This window comes from Marinibacterium sp. SX1, from assembly GCF_050389775.1.
Classification (GTDB): Bacteria; Pseudomonadota; Alphaproteobacteria; order Rhodobacterales; family Rhodobacteraceae; genus Marinibacterium.
Map to the genome: position 1 here is coordinate 1042314 of NZ_CP177144.1, position 19457 is coordinate 1061770.

The following is a 19457-nucleotide window of genomic DNA, read 5'->3' on the forward strand; positions in this document are numbered from 1 at the left end:
GGGCGGCGGGCGGTGGCGACGCGCTATTGCGCGTCGGCAAAGTAGAATTCATCCGGGCGCAGCACGCCGAAATGGGCGCCGGGCTCCCAGGCCCAGATGGCCTGTTCGGGCACGTTGCGCAGGCGCTTGGACACGACGATGGGCTGGGGCGCCTCGGCCAGGATGCCGATGCCAAAGAGATTGTCGGCATGGATCTTGAGGATCTCGGTCCAGGCCGCACCGCGCTCTTCGTCGCTGCTGGCCTCGTCCCATTCCTGGCACAGTTCCAGCAGGCGGATGGCCGGTTCCATGTCGGCCGGTTCGCCCGAGCCGGCATTGGTCTGGTAATACTGGCCCCATTTCGGCCAGGCAAAGAACTCCTGGCGGCGGGGGCAGGCATAAGACGGCGAGGTATAGGCCTGGGGGATGCCGTTGTCCCAGCCGTACCAGACGGCGGCCATGGTCGTGCCGGCAAAGACCCGGTTGTAGAGGATATCGCGGTCGAGCGGGCGCATGATCAGCTTGACGCCCACATCGCGCCAGTTGTCGATGATGATCTGCAGGGCGTTTTCGACTTCCTGCCGCTCGCCGGCGGTTTCGATGACAATTTCCATCGGCCGGCCGTCGGGCAGCAGGCGGGTGCCGTCGCCCTGGCGGCGGGTCAGGCCGGCTTCGTCCAGCAGGGCATTGGCGGCCTCGACATCATGGGCGGCCCAGGCATCGCGGTTGGCCTGCACGAAGAACGGGCTTTGCGGCAGGACGGTCATCGAGCCGGGCTTGGCCAGCTTGAAATAGAGCGCCTGGTTGATCGACTTGCGGTTGATCGCCAGCGACAGGGCGCGGCGCACGCGGACATCGCGCAGGATGTCGCGCCAGGCTTCGTCGTTGTAGTTCAGGTTGGGATAGATGGCGATCTGCGAGGCATAGCCGTTGCCCCAGAGATAGGTCTTGTAATTGCCGCCATCGGCCTCGCCCTTGCGCAGGATCGAGATGTCGCGGAAATCGAGGCCCCGGCCCTGCAGGTCGCTTTCGCCGGCATTGGCCTTGGCCGCGACCAGCCCGCCGGCGACGATGGTCATCTCGACCTCGTCGATATAGGGCAGCTGCTGGCCGGTGCTGTCGATGCGGTGGTAATAGGGATTGCGCACGAAGATGTGGCGGGTCTGCTTGCCGTCGCTGACATTGACCCAGGGCTGCAGCGTCGGCAGCTCGGGATTGTCGAACCGGTGCATGTTGTCGACCTTGTTGTGCAGGGCCGCCCAGCTGCGCAGGCGGTTTTCGTCGACGACCTCTTCCAGCTTTTCCGGGGTGACGTAACTGGCGTGGAACTGGCTGACGTAATGCTTGGGCCGGTAGATGAACGGCGGCACGGCCTGGGCCAGGGTGGCCAGGAAGGCCGGGTTGGGGTCTTCCCAGGCATAGACGACGGTGTATTCGTCGGGGAAGGTCACGGTGGGGAACTTGCCGTTCACGCGCAGGAAATCGGGCGGGCCGGAGGGCGAGAGCTCTTCGTTGTTGGCCACGTCGTTCCACCAATAGGCGAAATCGGCCGAGGTGAAGGGCGCGCCGTCGGACCATTTCATGCCCGGCCGCAGGTGCATGGTGAACACCCGGTCGCCGTCATTGTCGACGCTTTGCAGGATGTCGGGCTTGAGCTCGTAATTCTCGTCGAACCCGACCAGCCGGGCATAGCCATAGACGACCATCTGGCGCACGTCCTTGGACCGCGAGACCATCGTGCGCAGCGTGCCCCCGGGTGTGCCGGTGGTGCGGCCCTTGGCCGGCAGGTCGACGACCAGCGGCACCGCGGGCAGGCGGTCAGTCACGGCGGGCAGGTCGCCGGCCGCAACCTTGTCGGCGAAATAGGGCGCCTCCTGCGGGTCGAGCGCCCGGGCCGGGCTGGGGGCGAGCGCCAGGGCCGTCAGGCCGATGCCCGTGGCCGCAAACGGGGCCAGCCCGCCGGCCAGGGGCAGGCCCCCGGCAACAAGCAGCGCGGCAGCCGTGGCCCGCAGGCCGGCCGTTGAACGGGTCATGGAGCGGCCCATGGAACGGGTCATGTCCCGGGCCTGCGACCAGAGCGACGATGCGGGTCGGGCCGGAGGGGTCCCCGTAGCCTCGCGGCCGGACGGGGTGGGAGCCGGACGGCTGCACAGGTGGGGCGACAGGGGCGGGCGGAAGGCGGAGAGATCAGACATGTTGGCGTACCTTGTGTCCGGGGCTCATCTGGGTGAGCGCGGGAAAGTCGTCCTCGCCGGTGCCGAAGCGGAATTCCTCGGGCCAGTCGCCGGGCGCGCCGGCGCCACGGGCCACGGTGGCAAGGTCGATGGGGCGGTTGATGTCGGGTTCGGGCTGCGCGGCGATCAGGGCCTTGGTGTAGGGATGGACCGGATCGTAGAACAGGGTTTCGGCCGGAGCCTGTTCGACGATGATCCCGGCGCGCATGACCGCGACCTCGTCGGCGATCCGGGCGACAACGGCCAGATCGTGGGAAATGAAGAGATAGGACAGCCGGTGCAGGTCGCGGATCTCTTCCAGCAGGGAAAGGATCTGTTCCTGCACGCTGACGTCCAGCGCCGAGGTCGGCTCGTCGCAGACCAGCAGCACCGGGTCGAGCATCAGCGCCCGGGCGATCGACAGGCGCTGGCGCTGGCCGCCGGAAAAGGCATGGGGGAAGCGCGTCAGCATGTCGGTCTTCAGCCCGACCTGTTCGATCAGCTGGGCGGCCTTGTCGCGCCGTTCGGACCGGCTGCCGATGCCGTGGATCTCAAGCGGTTCGGTCAGGGCGTCCTGGATGCGCATCCGCGGCGAGAGCGAGGAATAGGGGTCCTGAAAGACCATCTGGGCCTGTTTCTGAAAGGCCACGCGTTCCTCGCGCGTCATCTCGTTGACGCGCACGGGATCACCGCCCGGGGTCGGGCGGAACAGCACCTCGCCACCCGGATCGGGCCGTTCCGAGCCCAGGGCGATCTTGGCGCAGGTGGTCTTGCCCGAGCCGCTTTCGCCGACGATGGCCAGGGTCTTGCCCCGGTCGACAACCAGGTCGACGCCGCGCACGGCGCGGGCCAGCACATCGGGTTTCCAGGCCACCGAGGCCCGCAGCTTGTAGGTCTTGTTGACGCCCGACAGGGTCAGGATCGGATCGTCATGGGCCAGCGGCGCGGCCGGTTCGGCCACGTCGGGGATTTCCGGCGCGGCGGCAAAGAGCTGGCGGGTATAGGGATGGGCCGGGGCCGACAGGATCGGATGGGCGCCGCCCTGTTCCATGACCCGCCCGCGATGCATGACCACGACATGTTCGGCCATGTTGGCAACGACGCCCAGATCATGGGTGACCAGGATGACCGACATGCCGGTCTCTTTCTGCAGCGACTTGATCAGGCCAAGGACCTGGGCCTGGGTCGTCACGTCCAGCGCGGTTGTCGGCTCGTCGGCGATCAGCAGGTCGGGCTTGGCCACCATGGCCATGGCGATCATCGCCCGCTGGCGCATGCCGCCCGACAATTCGAACGGATAGGAATTGTAGGTGCGCTCGGGATCGGGAAAGCCGACCCGCTCGAATTCGCGCAGCACGTCGCGCCGGGCCTCGGCCTCGGAGGCGCCGCGGTGGATCCACAGCACTTCGGAGACCTGGTTGCCGATCCGGTGCAGGGGCGAGAGCGAGCGCATCGGCTCCTGGAAGATCATCGACACGGCATTGCCGCGCACCTGGCGCATCTGGCGTTCGGACAGGGCCGACAATTCGACCGGCCCGTCGCGGCCGTTCAGGGTGATCCTGCCGGATCGCACCTGGGCCGAGCGCGGCAGGATGCGCAGGACCGAGCGGCAGGTGATCGTCTTGCCCGAGCCGCTTTCGCCGACCAGGGCCAGGGTTTCGCCCCGGGGCACCTGGAACGAGACATCGCGGACAACGGACGCCTCGCGGCCGAAGCCGATCTCGAGGTTTTCCACTGTCAGCAAGGGCGACATAATGGCGCTTTCAATCGTTCAAATTCAGGTCAGTATCTGCGAGCAGGACCTCGACACCTTGGCGCGGTGCCATGCGCCTAGTCAAACAGGAATTGATGTCGGACCCATTGTTTTCCGGGCCTGTCGTACAGGTTGGCGCAGGTCGCCGGGCGGGCGGCCGAGGGGCGGCGGAAGGGAAACGCCCGGGGCCTACACATTGTTCCGGTTCTCTGGCATGAGGCGGGGTTCGGGGGCCCGGCCGGGGCCACCCGGCCGGCCGCGACGGGCCGGCCCCGATGCGCCGTCAGCCCGGAAGGATGCCCCATGACCCGCCTTGATCTCTTCATCGACCGCATGGTGTCGCAACGCGCCTGCCTGGATTTCGCCATGGCCGAGACGGCGGCGATGGCCGGGCCGGTCTTCGAGCTGGGCCTGGGCAACGGGCGGACCTATCACCACCTGCGCGAGCGCATGCCCGGGCGCGAGATCTACGTCTTTGAACGGGCGGTGGCCTCGCATCCCGATTCCACGCCGGACCCGGCGTTCCAGATCCTGGGCGACGTGATGGAGACCCTGCCGCAGGCGCTGGGGCGCTTCGGCCCGGTGGCCCGGCTGATCCATGCCGACCTGGGCGGCCACAACCGGGCCAAGAACGATGTCTTTGCGCGCAAGGTCTCGCCGTTGGTCCAGCCGCTGCTGGCCGAGGGCGGGCTGATGGTGTCGTCGGACCGGATGTATTTCGACGGGCTGCAAGAGCTGGCCCTGCCCGAGGGGGCGGTGCCGGGGCGCTGTTTCATCTACCGCAGGTAGGATGGGTCGCCATGCGGGCCGGCCCCGGGGTGCGCCCGGGCCGGGACCGGGGCGAGACGGCACAGGGCAGGGCGGGCGACCCATCCTACGGGGCGCCTGCGCCGGGGTTGTCTTGGGCTCCATCGGGGGCTCGCGGCGGTGCCCGATCCGGGGGCAACAGGGTGGCGTCACAGGGCCGTGTCGCGGGGCCAAGTCACGGGCTCAGGGCGGGCCAATGGCGGAACCGGGGCGGGCCCAGGGTAGGCCCAAGCCGGAACCACTTCGGACACTATGCCCAAAAAGCGGGCGCACCTGCCGGTCATGGCATCACAAGACCCATGGCCGGGGCTGCAGGCACTGGCCCGGTGGGCTGCATCGTTGGAATGTCAGGCGAGGAACGACAGCGTTCATCGGGGATGTCCTGACAGGAGGTGACAATGTCCAGACCCATTTTCGCGATGGCCGGCCTTTTGGCCGCGACGGCCGGCGCCGCCACGGCGCAGGACCTGACCGAAGTGTCCTTCGGCACCAACTGGGTGGCCGAGGCCGAGCACGGGGGCTATTACCAGGCCGTGGTCGATGGCACCTACGCGGCCTGCGGGCTTGACGTGACCATCGTGCCGGGCGGGCCGCAGGTGAACAACCGGGCCCTGCTGCTGGCCGGCAAGATCGACTTCGTGATGGACGGCAACCTGCTGCTGCCCTTCAACGCCATCGCCCAGGGTATCCCGCTGAAGGCCGTCGCCGCGCATTTCCAGAAGGAACCGCAGGTGCTGCTGACCCATCCGGGCAAGGTCGCTTCGTTCGACGCGCTCAAGGATGTCGACAAGCTGTTCATCGGCGACAACGGGTTCCAGAGCTTCTACCAGTGGCTGATCACCGATTACGGGTTCGATGCGGCCAAGCGCGTGCCCTATACCTACAACCCCGCGCCCTTCCTGGCCGACGAGAACAGCGCCCAGCAGGGTTACATCACGTCCGAACCCTTTGCCATCGAGCGCGAGGGCGGCTTTGCGCCCGATATCTGGGTGCTGGCCGACGAGGGCTTTTCGACCTACGCGACCATGGTCGTGGCGATGAACAAGACGATCGAGGAAAAGCCCGAGATCGTGAAATGCTTTGTCGAAGGTTCGGCCATCGGCTGGGCCAATTACCTCTATGGCGATCCGACGGCGGCCAATGCGCTGATCCAGGAGCACAACCCGGACATGTCGATGGACCAGATCACCTATTCCATCGACAAGATGAAGGAATACGGCATCGTCGACAGCGGCGACAGCCTGGAACTGGGCATCGGGGCGATGACCGATGCAACGGTCAAGGATTTCTACGACAAGATGGTCAAGGCCGGCGTGGTCGAGCCGGGGCTGGATTACACCGCGGCCTACACGCTGGACTTTGCCAACACCGGGGCCGCGTTGCCCGTGAAAGCCGCGCTGACCGGGAACTGAGGTGACCGGCACGGCAAGCCCGGACGCGCCGGTGACGTCGGCGCGCCCGCCGCTGATGCGGCTGGACCAGGTGGGCAAGACATTCGGCCGCGACGTGGTGGCCCTGCGGGACATGGCGCTGGACGTGCGCCAGGGCGATTTCATCTCGCTGCTGGGCCCGTCGGGCTGTGGCAAGTCGACGGCCCTGCGGCTGATCGCCGGGCTGATCCATCCCACCGCCGGACGCATCCGCTGGGACGGCCCGCGCGAGCTGGGCGTGGTGTTCCAGGAGCCGACGCTGATGCCCTGGGCTACGGTCGAGGACAACGTCTGGCTGCCCCTGCGGCTGAAACACCGGTCGCGGGCCGAGGCCAGCCGGGACATCGCCGAGGCGCTGGAGCTGGTCGGGCTGGCCGGGTTCGAAACAGCTTATCCGCGCGAATTGTCGGGCGGCATGAAGATGCGCGTGTCGATCGCCCGGGCGATGGTGACCCGGCCCTCGCTGATCCTGATGGATGAACCCTTTGCCGCGCTCGATGAGATCACGCGCTTCAAGCTGAACAACGACCTGCTGGCGATGAAGGAAAAACTGGGCTGCACGGTGATCTTCGTCACCCATTCGGTCTTTGAATCGGTGTTCCTGTCGGATCGCATCGTCATCATGGCCGCCCGCCCCGGCCGGGTGATCGAGGAAGTGGCCGTGGGCGAGGCCTATCCGCGCACGGAAACCTTCCGCACCAGCGCCGATTACGCCGCCCATTGCCGGGCGGCCTCGGACGCGCTGAAACGGGCCATGGGAGAGCCGGCATGAGCATCGCCGAAGACCCCGCGCCGCCGCCGGGCGCCGGGACCGCGCCGGGCGCGATCATGGATCCCGAGGAAGCCGCCCGCCAGCGCCGGCGCAAGCTGGACAGGATCGGCCGCTGGGTCGTGCCCGTCGTCGTGGGCATCCTGGCGATCTGGGGCTGGGACCGCATCGTCGTGGTCAACGAGATCCCCCATTACATCCTGCCCCGGCCCGGGCTGGTGGCGAAAACCCTGTGGATCGACTGGCCGACCCTGGTGGGCAGCCTGTTCATCACGCTCAAGGTGGCCTTTTCCGCCCTGCTGGCCGCCGTGATCGGCGGCGTTGGGCTGGCCGTGCTGTTCACCCAGTCGCGCTGGCTGGAAATGGCGTTTTACCCCTATGCTGTCATCCTGCAGGTCACGCCGGTCATTTCCATCGCGCCGCTGATCCTGATCTACATGGACACCGTGCCGGCGATCATCCTGTGCGCCTGGATCGTGGCCTTTTTCCCAATCCTGTCGAACACGACGCTGGGCCTGAATTCGACCGACCACAACCTGCGCGACCTGTTCACCATCTACGGCGCCACCCGTTGGCAGCGCCTGCGCCTGCTGCAACTGCCCTCGGCCCTGCCCTATTTCCTGGGCGGGCTGCGTATCGCCGGGGGGCTGTCGCTGATCGGGGCGGTGGTGGCCGAATTTGCCGCCGGCACCGGCGGGCTGGGCGCCGGGCTGGCCTTTCGCATCCTCGAAGCGGGGTATCGCCTGAACATCCCGCGCATGTTCGCCGCGCTGTTCCTGATCGCGGGGGCCGGGGTGGCGATCTACACGCTCACCAGTTTCATCAGCCATATGCTCCTGCGGAAATGGCACGAAAGTGCGATCAAGCGGGATGTGTGAGGAGAAGACATGAAGGACAACGTCGCGGCCGCCATGGCGGCGCTGAGCCACCTGGACGTGGATCAAAACCCCGCGTCGATCAAATCGAAGAGCCGGGATTTCTTTTGGTACTCGCCGGTGCTGAAGGACCGGCTGGACCATGTCGTCGCCGATTTCGTGGTCAGCCCGCGCAGCGAGGCCGAGGTCATCGAGGTGCTGAAGGTCTGTTACGACCATGACGTGCCGGTCACGACCCGCGGCGCGGGCACGGGCAATTACGGCCAGGCCATGCCGCTGGCCGGGGGCTGCGTGATGCACCTGCGCTATCTCAACCGGGTGAAATCGGTGATGCCGGGGCGCGTGGTGGTCGAGCCGGGCTGCCTGCTCAAGGATCTTGATGCCGAGTGCAAGGCCCGGTCGGGACAGGAAATCCGCATGTTTTCCTCGACCTGGGCCACGGCCACGATCGGCGGGTTCATCGCCGGGGGCTCGGGGGGCGTGGGGTCGGTGCATTGGGGATCGCTGCGCGACCTGGGCAACATCATCCGCCTGCGCGTGGTCACGATGGAAGAGCAGCCGCGCATCCTGGAATTCACCGGCGAGGAACTGGCCCGGGTCAGCCATGCCTATGGCACCAACGGCATCATAACCGAGATCGAGATGCCGCTGGCCCCGGCCTATGACTGGGTCGACATCTTCCTGACCTCAGACGATTTCATGGCCGCCACGCGGTTTGCCGACGAGCTGGCCAACGAGGACGGCATCCTGCTGAAACTGGCCTCGGTCTACGAGGCGCCGACGGCCCATGCCTATTTCACCCGGGTCCGGCCGCATGTGGACGAAGGCACGCACCTGGTCGGGCTGATGGTCGCGCCGCATTCGATGGACGGGTTCCTGACCTTCCTGGCCCGGCGGCCGGGGGTCACGATGATCTATCGCAGCGACGATCACGATTGGGAACGCGCGCCCGGCCCGGTCTTTGAATACGGCTGGAACCACACGACGCTGCGGGCGCTGAAGGTCGATCCGTCGATCACCTACCTGCAGGTGCGCTATGGCTTTCCCGAACATCTCGAGCTGATCGAGAAGATGCGCGACGATTTCTCGCCGGAAGTGCTGCAGCACCTCGAAGCCATTCGCATGAACGGCAAGCTGGCCTTTGCCGGGCTGTCGATGGTCAAGTTCACGACCGAAGAGCGCCTGGACGAGATCATCCGCCTGCACGAAGAGGCCGGGGCGCTGATCTTCAACCCGCATCGCTACACGCTGGAAGAAGGCGGGCGGCAAAGCGTCGATGACATCCAGCTGGCCTTCAAGCGCGAGGCCGATCCCAAGGGGCTGCTGAACCCGGGCAAGATGATTGCCTGGGACGATCCCGACTGGGATTATGCGCGCATGTATGCCTGGCCGGGGCTGAAGGCCGCGGAATAGGCGGATGCGGCCCGGGGCGTTGGCGGCACATGCGCGCCACGGCCGGGCCGGTGACGAGAAACGGGCGGCATTCCTCGCCCGTAGGGTATCGAAATGGAGGCGTTCTGAATGCGGGCGCTTGTTGTCTATTGTCACCCGAGGCCGGGCAGTTTCACCCAGGCCGTGCGGGATGTCGTGCTGGCCCGGCTGGAGGCGGCCGGGGCCGAGATCCGGCTGGTCGATCTTTATGCCCGGGGGTTCTCGCCGGTGCTGACGGCGCAGGAACACGAATGGTACGAGGACGAGAGCATCAACCGGACGGGCATCGAACAGGATGTCGAAGACCTGGTCTGGTGCGACACGCTGATCTTCGTCTATCCGACCTGGTGGTACGGCCTGCCGGCGCTGCTCAAGGGCTGGCTGGACCGGGCGCTGGTGCCGGGGATTGCCTTCCTGATGCCGGATGACAGCCATTCCGACATCCGCCCCGGCCTGACCCATATCACCCGGCTGGGCGTGTTCACGACCTGCGGGGCCAGCTGGTGGCTGACGCGCATCGTCGGCGCGCCGGGCCGGCGCACGCTGATGCGCGGGCTGCGGTTCATCTGTGCGAAACGCTGCCGCACGACCTTTGCCGCGCATTACCTGATGGACAGTTCGACACCCGAAAGCCGGGCCGCGCACCTGGACAAGGTCGCGCGCAAGATGGAACGGTTCGTCGGGACGGCCAAGGCACCCCAGGCGGTCAGCGCCTGATGTGAGACCCGGGCAGCAGGAGCCCTCCCGCCCGTCGCCATTGGTGCTCGAACCAATGGCGCACCAATTTCAACCCCCGGGCACCCGCTGCCCTTTGCGCCAAGATGATGGAGCCTGCCGGATGACCCGCCGCCTGGACTGGGCCGAATACCGTTACGAGGAATTCGGCGCCTGCGACCCGATGAAGACCATTGCCATCCTGCCCACCGCGGCGATCGAACAGCACGGGCCGCATCTGCCGGTAGGCACCGACACGCTGATCGCCGAGGGCATGCTGGCCGAGCTGCGCCGGCAGGTGCCCGACGACCTGGACATCCGCATCCTGCCCGTCCAGGCCGTGGGCAAGTCGAACGAACATCTCTGGGCCGGGGGCACGCTGACCCTGGGCGCGGCGACGGCGCTGCAGGCCTGGACCGAGATCGGCCTCTCCGTGGCCCGGGCCGGGCTGCGCAAGATCGTCATCGTCAATTCCCATGGCGGCAACCTCGACCTGGTGTCGATCCTGTCGCGGGAATTGCGCGTGCAGGCCGGGATGCTGGCCGTGAAATGCCAATGGGGCGGGTTCGGCACGCCCGAGGGGCTGTTTTCCGAGGAAGAGCTGGCCTTTGGCATCCATGGCGGTGACCGCGAGACCTCGTTGATGCTGGCCTTTGCGCCGCAGACCGTCGACATGACCCGGGCCGTGGACACGCCGTCGAGCGCCGTGTCCACGCCGATCCCGCCGATCGGGCCGGTCAGCTATGGATGGATCGCGACCGACCTGTCACCGACGGGCATTGTCGGTGAGGCGGCCCGGGCCACGGCCGAGAAGGGCCGGGCGGCCTGTGCCCACCAGGTGCGGGGCTTTGTCGAGTTGTTGCGCCAGGTGCGCGACATGGCGATCCCCGGCGACGGTTAGGGTATTGCCCGGCGGGTCACGGGGCCGACCGCCTGGTGGGGCAGGCGGCCGGGGGCGGTGTCAACGCGCCCAGCAATCCGGGCCGACCAGCCAGGCCACGATGGTGCGGCCGCGATAGGCGCCGCGCTCGGGGGTCCAGCGGCCGAGTTCGGTGACCGGCGTGCCGGGGCGGCATTGGGGCGGGACCGGCTCGAAATCGGCATAGACCGCCGGGGCCTCGCGGCCGGCCGGATAGGGGAACCGCTGGGCGTAGTAATGCGGCAGGTGATCGGCGAAGGGCACCGACCAGATGGCAATTCCGCTGCCCTTGGCCTCGTGGAACAGTCCGGCCAGCAGATCGCGGCTGACGGACACGACATCCTCGGCCCCGGCCTGGCGGGCGGCGTCGAGGATGGTGCGGCTGGCCTCGGCCCGGCCGACGTAGCGGGCCAGCACGAGGCGGTCGTTCACTGTCCAGCTGGTGGCCCAGACGGCGGCCAGGGGCAGGGCCAGCGACAGCACCAGGTTGATGCCCAGCCCGGCCCGCCAGATGCGCGGCGCGCGGGCCAGCAGCCAGGGCGCGGTCAGCACGATGCCGGCGACATAGGCCGGGGCGGCCCAGTTGGCATAGGCCCGCGACAGCAGGGCCTGGACACAGACCAGCACGATGATCGGCGCGCTCATCCAGACCAGCCAGCGGGCCGGCCAGTCGCCCCGGCGCAGGGCGGCGACAAGGACCACGAGATAGGCCGCGAAGAAGACCGGGCCCATCACGCCGAACTGGCCGCCCAGGAATTCGCCCAGCCCGGCAAAGTTCAGCGACAGCCGGTCCGACGGTGCGTTGATCCAGTCGACGTTGTCGGCGGTATGCGACAGGGTGGTCAGCCCGTTCTGCAGGTTCCAGACTATGTTGGGCGAAAAGACCAGCAGGAAGGCCAGCACGGCCAGCGCGGCATCGCGCCAGGCAATGCGCGCGCCGGGCACGAAGATCACGGCCAGGCCGGCGCCCAGGGCAAAGTAGATCGCGGCATACTTGGCCATCATGCCCAGGCCGAGCGCCACGCCCAGGCCAAGCGCGGTCGCCGCCGACGGTCCGCGGGTCAGCCGCAGCCAGGCCAGCAGGGCCAGGGCGAAGAAGGGCAGCAGGATCGTGTCGGTGGAAAACAGCAGCGTGCCGACGGCCACGCCGGGCATCGTGGCATAGGCGATGCCGCTGGCCGCCCCGGCGGCGTCCCCCCACAGCCGCCGGCCCAGGGCCAGGACGACCAGCGCGGCGGCGCAATGGAACAGCGGTCCGGGCAGGCGGATCCAGAAGGGCGCGTCGCTGCCGGCCAGGCCGGTCACGGCGCGGATGACCCAGCCGATCAGCGGGGGCTTGGAATAATAGCCGAATTCCAGCTGCTGGCCCCAGGCCCAGTACTGGGCCTCGTCGACGAAGAGATCGGCGGTGGTGAAGGCCAGCAGGACAACGCGGTAGAGCGTCAGGGCCAGGATCGCGATGATCCCGGCGCGCAGGGCCTCAGGCGCTGCGCTTTTCGGCGTGGACCAGCCAGAGATTGCGGGCATAGATGAAGATCCCAAGCGATTGTCCGAGGATGAAGACCGGATCGCGGCGGTGCAGGGCATAGGCGAAGAGGATCAGCCCGCCGCCGATGGAAAACCACCAGAAGACCTCGGGCACCACCGATTTGCGGGCCTTTTCCGAGGCCAGCCACTGGATCAGGAAGCGCATGGTGAACAGCAGCTGCCCGACCAGGCCGACGATGACCCAGATGAACTCGGCCAGTGAATTGACGCGGAAGAAGGCCAGGACGGTTTCCATGATCACTGCGTCCTGTCGATTTCGGTCGGGGCCTGGGTCTTGCGCCGGCGGATCAGCCAGGCCACGCCGAAGAGGTCGTAGAGCCCGACAAGCGCCCGGCCGATGTTGCTGTACTTCGAACGCCCGGCCTCGCGGGCGCGGTGGGTCACGTCGACATGGGCCACGGTCCAGCCGTTGCGCGCGAAGAGCGCCGGCAGGTAGCGGTGCATGTGGTTGAAATAGGGCAGGTCGATGAAGGCGTCGCGGCGGAAGGCCTTGAGCCCGCAGCCGGTGTCGCGGGTGCCGTCCTTGAGCAGCCAGGAGCGCAGCCCGTTGGCCAGGCTGGAGGCCGTGCGGCGCGACCAGGTGTCGTCGCGGTCGACGCGCTGGCCGGCGACCAGGCCGAGATCGGGCGCGCGATCGGCGTCAAGGAAGGGCGCGACGAGGTTGGGGATCTCGTGCGGGGGGTTCTGGCCGTCGCCGTCGAGGGTGCAGATGATGTCGCCCTTCGCGGCATGCACGCCGGAATGCACGGCGGCGGACTGGCCGGCCGACTGGGCGTGGCGCAGCTGGCGGAGCCAGGGGAATTCGTCCTGCAGCCCGGCGATGACCGCGCCGGTGCCATCGTCCGAGCCGTCATCGACGAGGATGACCTCGAAGGGCGCGATCGCCGCGCAGCTTTCGGCCAGCTCGCGGACGAGGCTTTCGACGTTCTCGGACTCGTTCTTCATGGGGGCGATGATCGAGATCATGTGCGGGCCAAACGCTCCGGTCCTGCGGGTCGGATGACCCCTGAATGGTCCGGGCGGGCCGGACCGGCGCATTCCTATCCGCTTGGCCCCGGTGGCGCAAGCGACGGGTTGGGGCGCGGGTGGCCCAAGAAAATTATGCTAATTTTCTTGGGCGTCCGGGGCGACTGTCCGCGGGTCGGGCCGGCTGGCCCCGCGTGATCAGCCGCCCGGCGTGGCCGCGGCCTTGCCGCCACCCAGCGATTTCAGCCATTCGCGCAGGCCCTGCAACAGGACGTAGAGCACCGGCACGACGATCACGCCGATCACCGTGGCGGCCAGCATGCCACCGAAGACGGCGATGCCGATGGCGCTCTGGCTGGCCGCGCCGGCGCCCGAGGCGGTCAGCAGGGGCACCACGCCCAGCAGGAAGGACAGGGCGGTCATCATCACTGCCCGGAACCGCTGGCTGGCCGCTTCGATGGCCGCCTCGCGGATGGTCAGGCCGGCCGCGCGCTGTTCCATGGCAAACTCGACGATCAGGATGGCGTTCTTCGAAGCCAGGCCGATCAGCATGAGCATGCCGATCTGGGTGTAGAGATTGATGTCGCCGCCGGTCACGGCCACGGCGGCCAACGCCCCGAACAGGGCCACGGTGACCGACAGCAGGATGCCGACCGGCAGGGTCCAGCTTTCGTACTGGGCGACCAGGAAGAGATAACCGAAGACCACGGCCATCACCAGGATCAGGGCGACCAGGCCGCCGGCCGATTGCTGTTGCTGGGCCGTGCCCGTCCATTCATAGGCATAGCCCGGGGGCAGGGCGGTGGCGGCCTCTTCCTGCATGACCCGGATGGCATCGCCGGTGGCATAGCCGGGGGCCGGCACGGCGGTGATCGTGGCCGAGCGGAACATGTTGTAGCGGTTGACCATCACCGCGCCCAGCTCGGTCGACTGGGTGATCAGCGCGGCCATCGGCACCATGTCGCCCGTCGACGAGCGCACATAGAGCCGCGACAGGTCGTCGACGCTGTTGCGGAAGCGCCCGTCGGCCTGGATCATGACCCGGTAGACCCGGCCGAACAGGTTGAAATCGTTGACGTAATAGCTGCCCATCTGGGCTTGCAGGGTCTGAAAGACCTCGGCCACCGAGACATTGAGCGACTTGGCCTTCTCGCGGTCGAGATCGACAAAGACCTTGGGCACGTTGGCCCGGAAGGTCGTGTAGGCCTGGGCGATCTCGGGCCGCTGGTTGGCCGCGTAGACCAGCCCGCCAAGCGCGGCCGACAGGTCCTGGACCGAGCCTCCGCCGGCCTGTTGCACCTTCATCTCGACGCCGGCCGACAGGCCCAGCCCGGCGATGGGCGGGGGGTTGAAGGCAATGACGCTGGCCGCGGCTTCCTGGCCGCCGATGGCCAGGATGCGCTGCAGGATGGCATTGGCGCTGAGGTTGTCCGCGGTGCGGTCGTCCCAGGGATCGAGGTTGACGATGATCATCGCGCCGTTGGACCCCGAGCCGTTCATCAGGCTGAAGCCGTTGACCAGGATCGAGCTGCGCACGCCGTCGAGGGCCAGGATCTCGGAATTGACCCGGGCGCTGACGGTTTCGGTCCGGCCCAGGGCCGCGGCATCGGGCAGCTGCAGGTCGACGAACAGCGCGCCGTTGTCCTCGGTCGGGATGAACCCTGCGGGGAGGGCGCGCATCAGCGAGCCCGAGCCGATGATCATCGCGGCGATGATGGCCAGGCCGATCAGGGGCAGGCGGACCAGGCGGCGGACAATGCCGGTATAGCCCTTTCGCGTCCGGTCGATGCCGCCTTCGAACACGGCCAGCAGCCCGCCCGGCGGGCCCTTGCGCGGGCGCAGGATCATGGCACAAAGCGCGGGCGACAGGGTCAGGGCGTTGACCGACGAGATCACGACGGCCACCGAAATGGTCACGGCGAACTGGGAATAGAGCCGGCCGGTGATGCCGGGCATCAGGGTGACGGGCAGGAAGACGGCCAGCAGGACCAGCGTGGTGGCAATGACCGGCCCGGTGATCTGGCCCATGGCCTTGCGCGCGGCCTCGGGCGGCGACAGGCCTTCGTCGGCAATCAGCCGTTCGACATTCTCGACCACGACGATGGCATCATCGACGACGATGCCGATGGCCAGGACCAGGGCAAAGAGCGACACGGTGTTCAGCGTCATGCCAAAGGCCAGCAGGAAGGCAAAGGTGCCGATCAGTGACACCGGGATGGCCACGGCCGGAATGACGGTGGCCCGGACCGACCCCAGGAAGATGAAGACCACGGCGATGACCAGCACGAAGGTCATGATCAGGGTCGAGACCACGTCGGACAGCGATTGCTCGACGAAATCGGTGGAATTGTAGGGGATGTCGTAATCGAGATCGTCGGGAAAGAGCTGGGACAGGCGCTCCAGCTCGGCCGTCACGCCTTCGGACACGGCCAGGGCGTTTTCGCCCGGGGCCTGGTAGACCGCCAGCACGGTGGCCGGCTGGTTGGCATAGGTGCCCGAGGCATTGTAGTAATTCGCGCCCAGCTCGACATCGGCCACGTCGCCCAGCCGGACGATGGCCCCGGCATCACCGGTGCGGATGACGATGTTCTCGAATTCGCGCACCGAGGTCAGCCGCCCGCGCGAGGTGATGGTATATTGGAACTGCTGGTCGCCGGGCACCGGCGGCGCGCCGATCTGGCCGGCGGCGACCTCCAGGTTCTGGTCCCGGATCGCGGCGATCAGGTCGCCGGGCGTCAGGCCCAGCCCGGCCATGCGGTCGGGATCCATCCACATGCGCATGGCATATTCGAAATTGGTCATGACCTCGGCCTGGCCGACCCCGGGCACGCGGCTCAGCGCATCCTTGAGGTTGATCGAGGCATAGTTCGACAGGAAGACCTCGTCATAGGTGCCGCCCGGCGAATAGAGCGTCGCGATCAGCAGCATGTTGGTCGCGGCCTTCTGGGTGGTCACACCCGTGGCCGTGACCTCGGTGGGCAGGCCGGCCGTGGCCCGGGCCACGCGGTTCTGCACGTTGACCGAGGCGATGTCGGGGTCGGTGCCGACCTCGAAGGTGACCGACAGCGAATAGGACCCGGTGTCGGAACTGTCCGACGACATGTAGATCATGTCGTCCACGCCGTTGACCTGGGCCTCGATCGGCGCGGCGACGGTGTTTTCGACGGTCTGGGAATTGGCCCCGGTATAGCTGGCCGACACCTGGACGACCGGCGGGGTGATGTCGGGGAATTGTTCGACGGGCAGGACGGAATAGCCGATGATGCCCATGATCGTCAGCACCAGCGAGATCACCATGGCCATCTTGGGCCGGGCGATGAAGATCGACGAGAACATGGGCCTTACTCCAGCGGCTGGCCCGACAGGACCGGTTCGACCTGGACCCCGGTGCGGACCTTCTGCAGGCCCTCGATGATCACCGTCTCGGCCTCGCGCAGGCCGTCATCGACGACGACCAGCGTATCGACCTGGGGGCCCAGGGTGACATAGCGCTGCGAGACATTGCCCTCGGCGCCCACGACCAGGACGAAATCGCCGCGCTGGTCGCGCTGGACGGCGGCCTGGGGAATGGCCAGGCTTTCGACCGGTTCGGGTGCGGCGATGCGCAGGGTGACGAAACCGCCGTCCGAGATCAGCTCGCGGCTGTTGTCGAACTGGGCGCGCAGGGCGATCGAGCCGGTCAGGGCGTCGACCCGGTTGTCGACGAAGACCAGCTCGCCGGCGCTGTCGAGCTCTTCGCCATTGGGCAGGATGACCCGCACGTCGGGGCGGGTTTCGCTGTGGGTCAGCTGCGGCGCGGTCAGGTCGAGCGATTGCAGCAGCGAGACGAACTGGCGTTCACTGATCGAGAAGGTCACGTAGATCGGATCGAGCCGCACCAGCGAGACCAGCGGCCCGCTGGACGGCGTGACCAGCTCGCCCTCGGAAACCAGCACGCGGCCCAGCCGGCCGGCAAAGGGCGCGGTGACCTGGGTGTAGGACAGGTCCAGCTCGGCCTGGCGGATGGCGGCCCGGGCGGCGGCGATATTGGCTTCGGCCACGCGCTGGTTGGCCAGGGCCACGTCGCGCTCGGCCTCGGTGCCAGACCCGCGGTCCAGCAGGGTGGATTTGCGTTCGTAATCCAGCCGGGCCAGTTCCAGGTTGGCCTCGGCCTGGGCCAGGTCGGCCTGGCGCGCGGCCAGGGCGGCCTCGTAGGCGTCGGGTTCGATGCGGAACAGCGGATCGCCCTCGGCCACATCGGCGCCGTCCTCGGGCAGGACTTCCTGGATGAAGCCGCTGACCCGGGCGACCATGTCGATGGCGTCGATGGCCTCGCCTTCGCCGATGAAGCTGGCCGATTGGGTGACATCGATCATCTGGGCGGCGGCAACGGTGACGCGCGGGGCGTCCTGGGCGGCCACGGGCAGGGCCAGCAGGGCGGCACACAGGGCCAGTCCGGCCGGCGGGATGAGGGGCAGGCGATGCATCGCGCTCTCCTTCGCGTAATCGGCCCTTGGACGGCCCGGGATGAGGCGATGTTTCGCCGGTCGTAACGTAAAGTCAAACCCTTGGCCGGAAAAAACGCCGAACTGTCGCGACGGGGCAAGTCGGCAGCGGGTCGGGATCGGATTGGGGGCTCGGGTCGGGATTGCTGCGGTTCGGGATCGGAGCGGGGGCGGATTGGGAAAGGGGCGTGTCGGGCGGGGCCGTGTTGGGGCGGGGCCGTATTTTGGCGGGGCCGGTTTCGGGCGCAGCAGTATCGGGCCGGCAAAGACAACCGGCCCGGCCGAGGCAATCCGCGGGGCATCAGCCGGCCGTCAGAGCCGGTCCAGCCAATCGACCAGCGTGTCGGCCAGCCGGGTGCGGCTGTCTTCGAGCATGGGCATGTGGCCGGCATCCGACAGGAAGACCGGCGGGTTGCCGTACCAGGCGGCGGTCAGCCAGATGTCGAGCGCGGGAACCAGCCGGTCGCGCCCGGTGCCCACGACCAGCACGTCATCGCGCAGGCCCGGCGGCGGGGCAAAGGGCGGGATGCCCCCGGCGGCCGAGGTCGCGGCCAGGGATTCGTCGCGCAGATGGGTGACAAAGGTCATGTAATCGCGTTCCGACACGCCGTTGGGAAAGAGATTGTCACGCATCACGTCGTGATCGGCATGGGCCAGGCCGAACAGGCTGTAATCGAACAGGGCCTTCCACAATGGCGGGTTGGTCAGGGCCATCTGGGCCGATGCCCGCCACATGCCATAGGGCGGAACCGAGCAGATCAGGGCGGTGCCATGGGCCCAGCCGTGGCGGCGGGCATGGTTCTGGGCCACGGCTCCGCCCAGCGAATGGCCGACGATGGCGCAGGGCCGGCCGACGGCGGCCAGGGCCCGGTCGAGGATATCGGCGAAATCGTCCAGGTCGGGCCCGTCGATCAGCCCGGCACCGGGCAGGATCGAGGCAAAGATCGACAGCACTTCGCTGGTCGAATCGGCGTGCAGGGCGGCCCGCGTGGCCCGGGGCAGGGCCGAAGGATCGCTGCGCAGGGTCGGCCCGGTCAGCCGGCCGGGCAGGGTCAGGGTCCAGACCCGGTAGCCGGTGGCGCGGAACCGGTCGAGGAAATCGGGTTTCCAGATCCAGCCGCCCGAGGCCATGCCATGGACAAACAGCACGTCGCAATCGCGGGGCGGCCCGCCCAGGGGATCCTGCGGGGCCATCGACCAGCCCGGTTCGGACAGGTGGAACGCATCGGTGGGGCGGGTATTCGTGGTGCTCTCCATCAGGCGGAGCCTCCATGGTGATTCGACAGCAGGATAGCAGGTTGGGTGGAAAATGCTGCAGTGCAGAAAGTCGCGGCCCGTCCCGTGGTCTACCTTGTGGGCGGCGCCGGAGATGGCGGAAAGTTCATGGCCCGTGATCGGCCCGGGCAGGGGCAAGCAGGCCTCGGCGCGGTTGTCGTCCGGGGCGGGGCGGCCGGGAGTGTGCCGTGTTTGCAATGGCTTGCCCTGTGTCCCGCCCGAAAGATCCGGTCACCGGCAAGTGCCCGCCAGTCGCGGCACGGGGGCATTGCCCGGTGGGGTGGGGCCGGGACA

General features: G+C 67.8%; 15 protein-coding genes. 7 read left to right on the top strand and 8 right to left on the bottom strand.

The genetic code is table 11. The features are described 5' to 3' along the window. Positions 1-23: 23 nt before the first annotated feature. Together ACK3BB_RS04810 and ACK3BB_RS04815 are read right to left on the bottom strand one after the other, a co-directional pair. On the bottom strand, positions 24-2012 hold the full coding sequence (locus tag ACK3BB_RS04810) for an ABC transporter substrate-binding protein (protein ID WP_428927598.1): 1989 nt from the start codon (positions 2010-2012) through the stop codon (positions 24-26). A 154-nt stretch (positions 2013-2166) separates the two neighbouring features. Continuing rightward, positions 2167-3945, bottom strand: a complete 1779-nt coding sequence (locus tag ACK3BB_RS04815) for a dipeptide ABC transporter ATP-binding protein (RefSeq protein ID WP_428927599.1) — start codon at positions 3943-3945, stop codon at positions 2167-2169. Positions 3946-4248: 303 nt separating this feature from the next. Between ACK3BB_RS04815 and ACK3BB_RS04820 the strand changes: the two genes are divergently transcribed. The 7 genes from ACK3BB_RS04820 (at position 4249) to ACK3BB_RS04850 (ending at position 10872) form a co-directional block, all read left to right on the top strand. Continuing rightward, complete coding sequence (locus ACK3BB_RS04820; RefSeq protein WP_428927600.1) at positions 4249-4734, top strand: class I SAM-dependent methyltransferase; 486 nt, start codon at positions 4249-4251, stop codon at positions 4732-4734. Between the two features lie 416 nt (positions 4735-5150). Continuing rightward, entirely contained in the window at positions 5151-6164 is a 1014-nt protein-coding gene (locus ACK3BB_RS04825; protein WP_428927601.1) for an ABC transporter substrate-binding protein, read from the top strand. 55 nt (positions 6165-6219) lie between these two features. After that, a complete protein-coding gene (locus tag ACK3BB_RS04830) occupies positions 6220-6954 on the top strand; it encodes an ABC transporter ATP-binding protein (protein ID WP_428928683.1) in 735 nt (244 codons plus the stop codon). Then, a complete protein-coding gene (locus tag ACK3BB_RS04835) occupies positions 6951-7829 on the top strand; it encodes an ABC transporter permease (RefSeq protein ID WP_428927602.1) in 879 nt (292 codons plus the stop codon). The genes ACK3BB_RS04830 and ACK3BB_RS04835 overlap by 4 nt, the downstream gene beginning before the upstream one ends. Positions 7830-7838: 9 nt before the next feature. After that, entirely contained in the window at positions 7839-9239 is a 1401-nt protein-coding gene (locus ACK3BB_RS04840; protein ID WP_428927603.1) for an FAD-binding oxidoreductase, read from the top strand. Between the two features lie 108 nt (positions 9240-9347). After that, positions 9348-9974, top strand: coding sequence for an NAD(P)H-dependent oxidoreductase (locus ACK3BB_RS04845; RefSeq protein WP_428927604.1), 627 nt, complete (start codon positions 9348-9350; stop codon positions 9972-9974). Between the two features lie 121 nt (positions 9975-10095). Next, entirely contained in the window at positions 10096-10872 is a 777-nt protein-coding gene (locus ACK3BB_RS04850) for a creatininase family protein (RefSeq protein ID WP_428927605.1), read from the top strand. A 60-nt stretch (positions 10873-10932) separates the two neighbouring features. Here ACK3BB_RS04850 and ACK3BB_RS04855 read toward each other — a convergent pair whose 3' ends face one another. From ACK3BB_RS04855 to ACK3BB_RS04880, 6 genes are all read right to left on the bottom strand, one after another. After that, complete coding sequence (locus ACK3BB_RS04855; RefSeq protein ID WP_428927606.1) at positions 10933-12417, bottom strand: ArnT family glycosyltransferase; 1485 nt, start codon at positions 12415-12417, stop codon at positions 10933-10935. Further along, on the bottom strand, positions 12371-12673 hold the full coding sequence (locus ACK3BB_RS04860) for a lipid-A-disaccharide synthase N-terminal domain-containing protein (protein WP_428927607.1): 303 nt from the start codon (positions 12671-12673) through the stop codon (positions 12371-12373). Before ACK3BB_RS04860 ends, ACK3BB_RS04855 begins: the two co-directional genes overlap by 47 nt. Positions 12674-12675: 2 nt before the next feature. Then, positions 12676-13404: a glycosyltransferase family 2 protein gene (locus ACK3BB_RS04865; protein WP_428927608.1), complete on the bottom strand. Its 729-nt coding sequence runs from the start codon at positions 13402-13404 to the stop codon at positions 12676-12678. A gap of 198 nt (positions 13405-13602) precedes the next feature. After that, complete coding sequence (locus tag ACK3BB_RS04870; protein ID WP_428927609.1) at positions 13603-16740, bottom strand: efflux RND transporter permease subunit; 3138 nt, start codon at positions 16738-16740, stop codon at positions 13603-13605. 5 nt (positions 16741-16745) lie between these two features. Next, the gene (locus ACK3BB_RS04875) at positions 16746-17870 is read right to left on the bottom strand and encodes an efflux RND transporter periplasmic adaptor subunit (protein WP_428927610.1); all 1125 of its coding nucleotides are present in this window, start codon (positions 17868-17870) and stop codon (positions 16746-16748) included. Positions 17871-18200: 330 nt separating this feature from the next. Continuing rightward, positions 18201-19145 (bottom strand): alpha/beta fold hydrolase, encoded by a 945-nt coding sequence (locus ACK3BB_RS04880; protein ID WP_428927611.1) that lies wholly within the window; start codon positions 19143-19145, stop codon positions 18201-18203. Positions 19146-19457 lie beyond the last annotated feature (312 nt).

What these genes read in the sequence shown, in the direction of transcription:
- ACK3BB_RS04860 (WP_428927607.1), bottom strand. Translation starts at nt 12,673, where the DNA reads ATGGAAACCGTCCTGGCCTTCTTCCGCGTCAATTCACTGGCCGAGTTC.
- ACK3BB_RS04880 (WP_428927611.1), bottom strand. Translation starts at nt 19,145, where the DNA reads ATGGAGAGCACCACGAATACCCGCCCCACCGATGCGTTCCACCTGTCC.
- ACK3BB_RS04870 (WP_428927609.1), bottom strand. Translation starts at nt 16,740, where the DNA reads ATGTTCTCGTCGATCTTCATCGCCCGGCCCAAGATGGCCATGGTGATC.
- ACK3BB_RS04825 (WP_428927601.1), top strand. Translation starts at nt 5,151, where the DNA reads ATGTCCAGACCCATTTTCGCGATGGCCGGCCTTTTGGCCGCGACGGCC.
- ACK3BB_RS04835 (WP_428927602.1), top strand. Translation starts at nt 6,951, where the DNA reads ATGAGCATCGCCGAAGACCCCGCGCCGCCGCCGGGCGCCGGGACCGCG.
- ACK3BB_RS04830 (WP_428928683.1), top strand. Translation starts at nt 6,220, where the DNA reads ATGCGGCTGGACCAGGTGGGCAAGACATTCGGCCGCGACGTGGTGGCC.
- ACK3BB_RS04865 (WP_428927608.1), bottom strand. Translation starts at nt 13,404, where the DNA reads ATGATCTCGATCATCGCCCCCATGAAGAACGAGTCCGAGAACGTCGAA.
- ACK3BB_RS04810 (WP_428927598.1), bottom strand. Translation starts at nt 2,012, where the DNA reads ATGACCCGTTCAACGGCCGGCCTGCGGGCCACGGCTGCCGCGCTGCTT.
- ACK3BB_RS04855 (WP_428927606.1), bottom strand. Translation starts at nt 12,417, where the DNA reads ATGCCCGCAATCTCTGGCTGGTCCACGCCGAAAAGCGCAGCGCCTGAG.
- ACK3BB_RS04845 (WP_428927604.1), top strand. Translation starts at nt 9,348, where the DNA reads ATGCGGGCGCTTGTTGTCTATTGTCACCCGAGGCCGGGCAGTTTCACC.
- ACK3BB_RS04820 (WP_428927600.1), top strand. Translation starts at nt 4,249, where the DNA reads ATGACCCGCCTTGATCTCTTCATCGACCGCATGGTGTCGCAACGCGCC.
- ACK3BB_RS04875 (WP_428927610.1), bottom strand. Translation starts at nt 17,870, where the DNA reads ATGCATCGCCTGCCCCTCATCCCGCCGGCCGGACTGGCCCTGTGTGCC.
- ACK3BB_RS04840 (WP_428927603.1), top strand. Translation starts at nt 7,839, where the DNA reads ATGAAGGACAACGTCGCGGCCGCCATGGCGGCGCTGAGCCACCTGGAC.
- ACK3BB_RS04815 (WP_428927599.1), bottom strand. Translation starts at nt 3,945, where the DNA reads ATGTCGCCCTTGCTGACAGTGGAAAACCTCGAGATCGGCTTCGGCCGC.
- ACK3BB_RS04850 (WP_428927605.1), top strand. Translation starts at nt 10,096, where the DNA reads ATGACCCGCCGCCTGGACTGGGCCGAATACCGTTACGAGGAATTCGGC.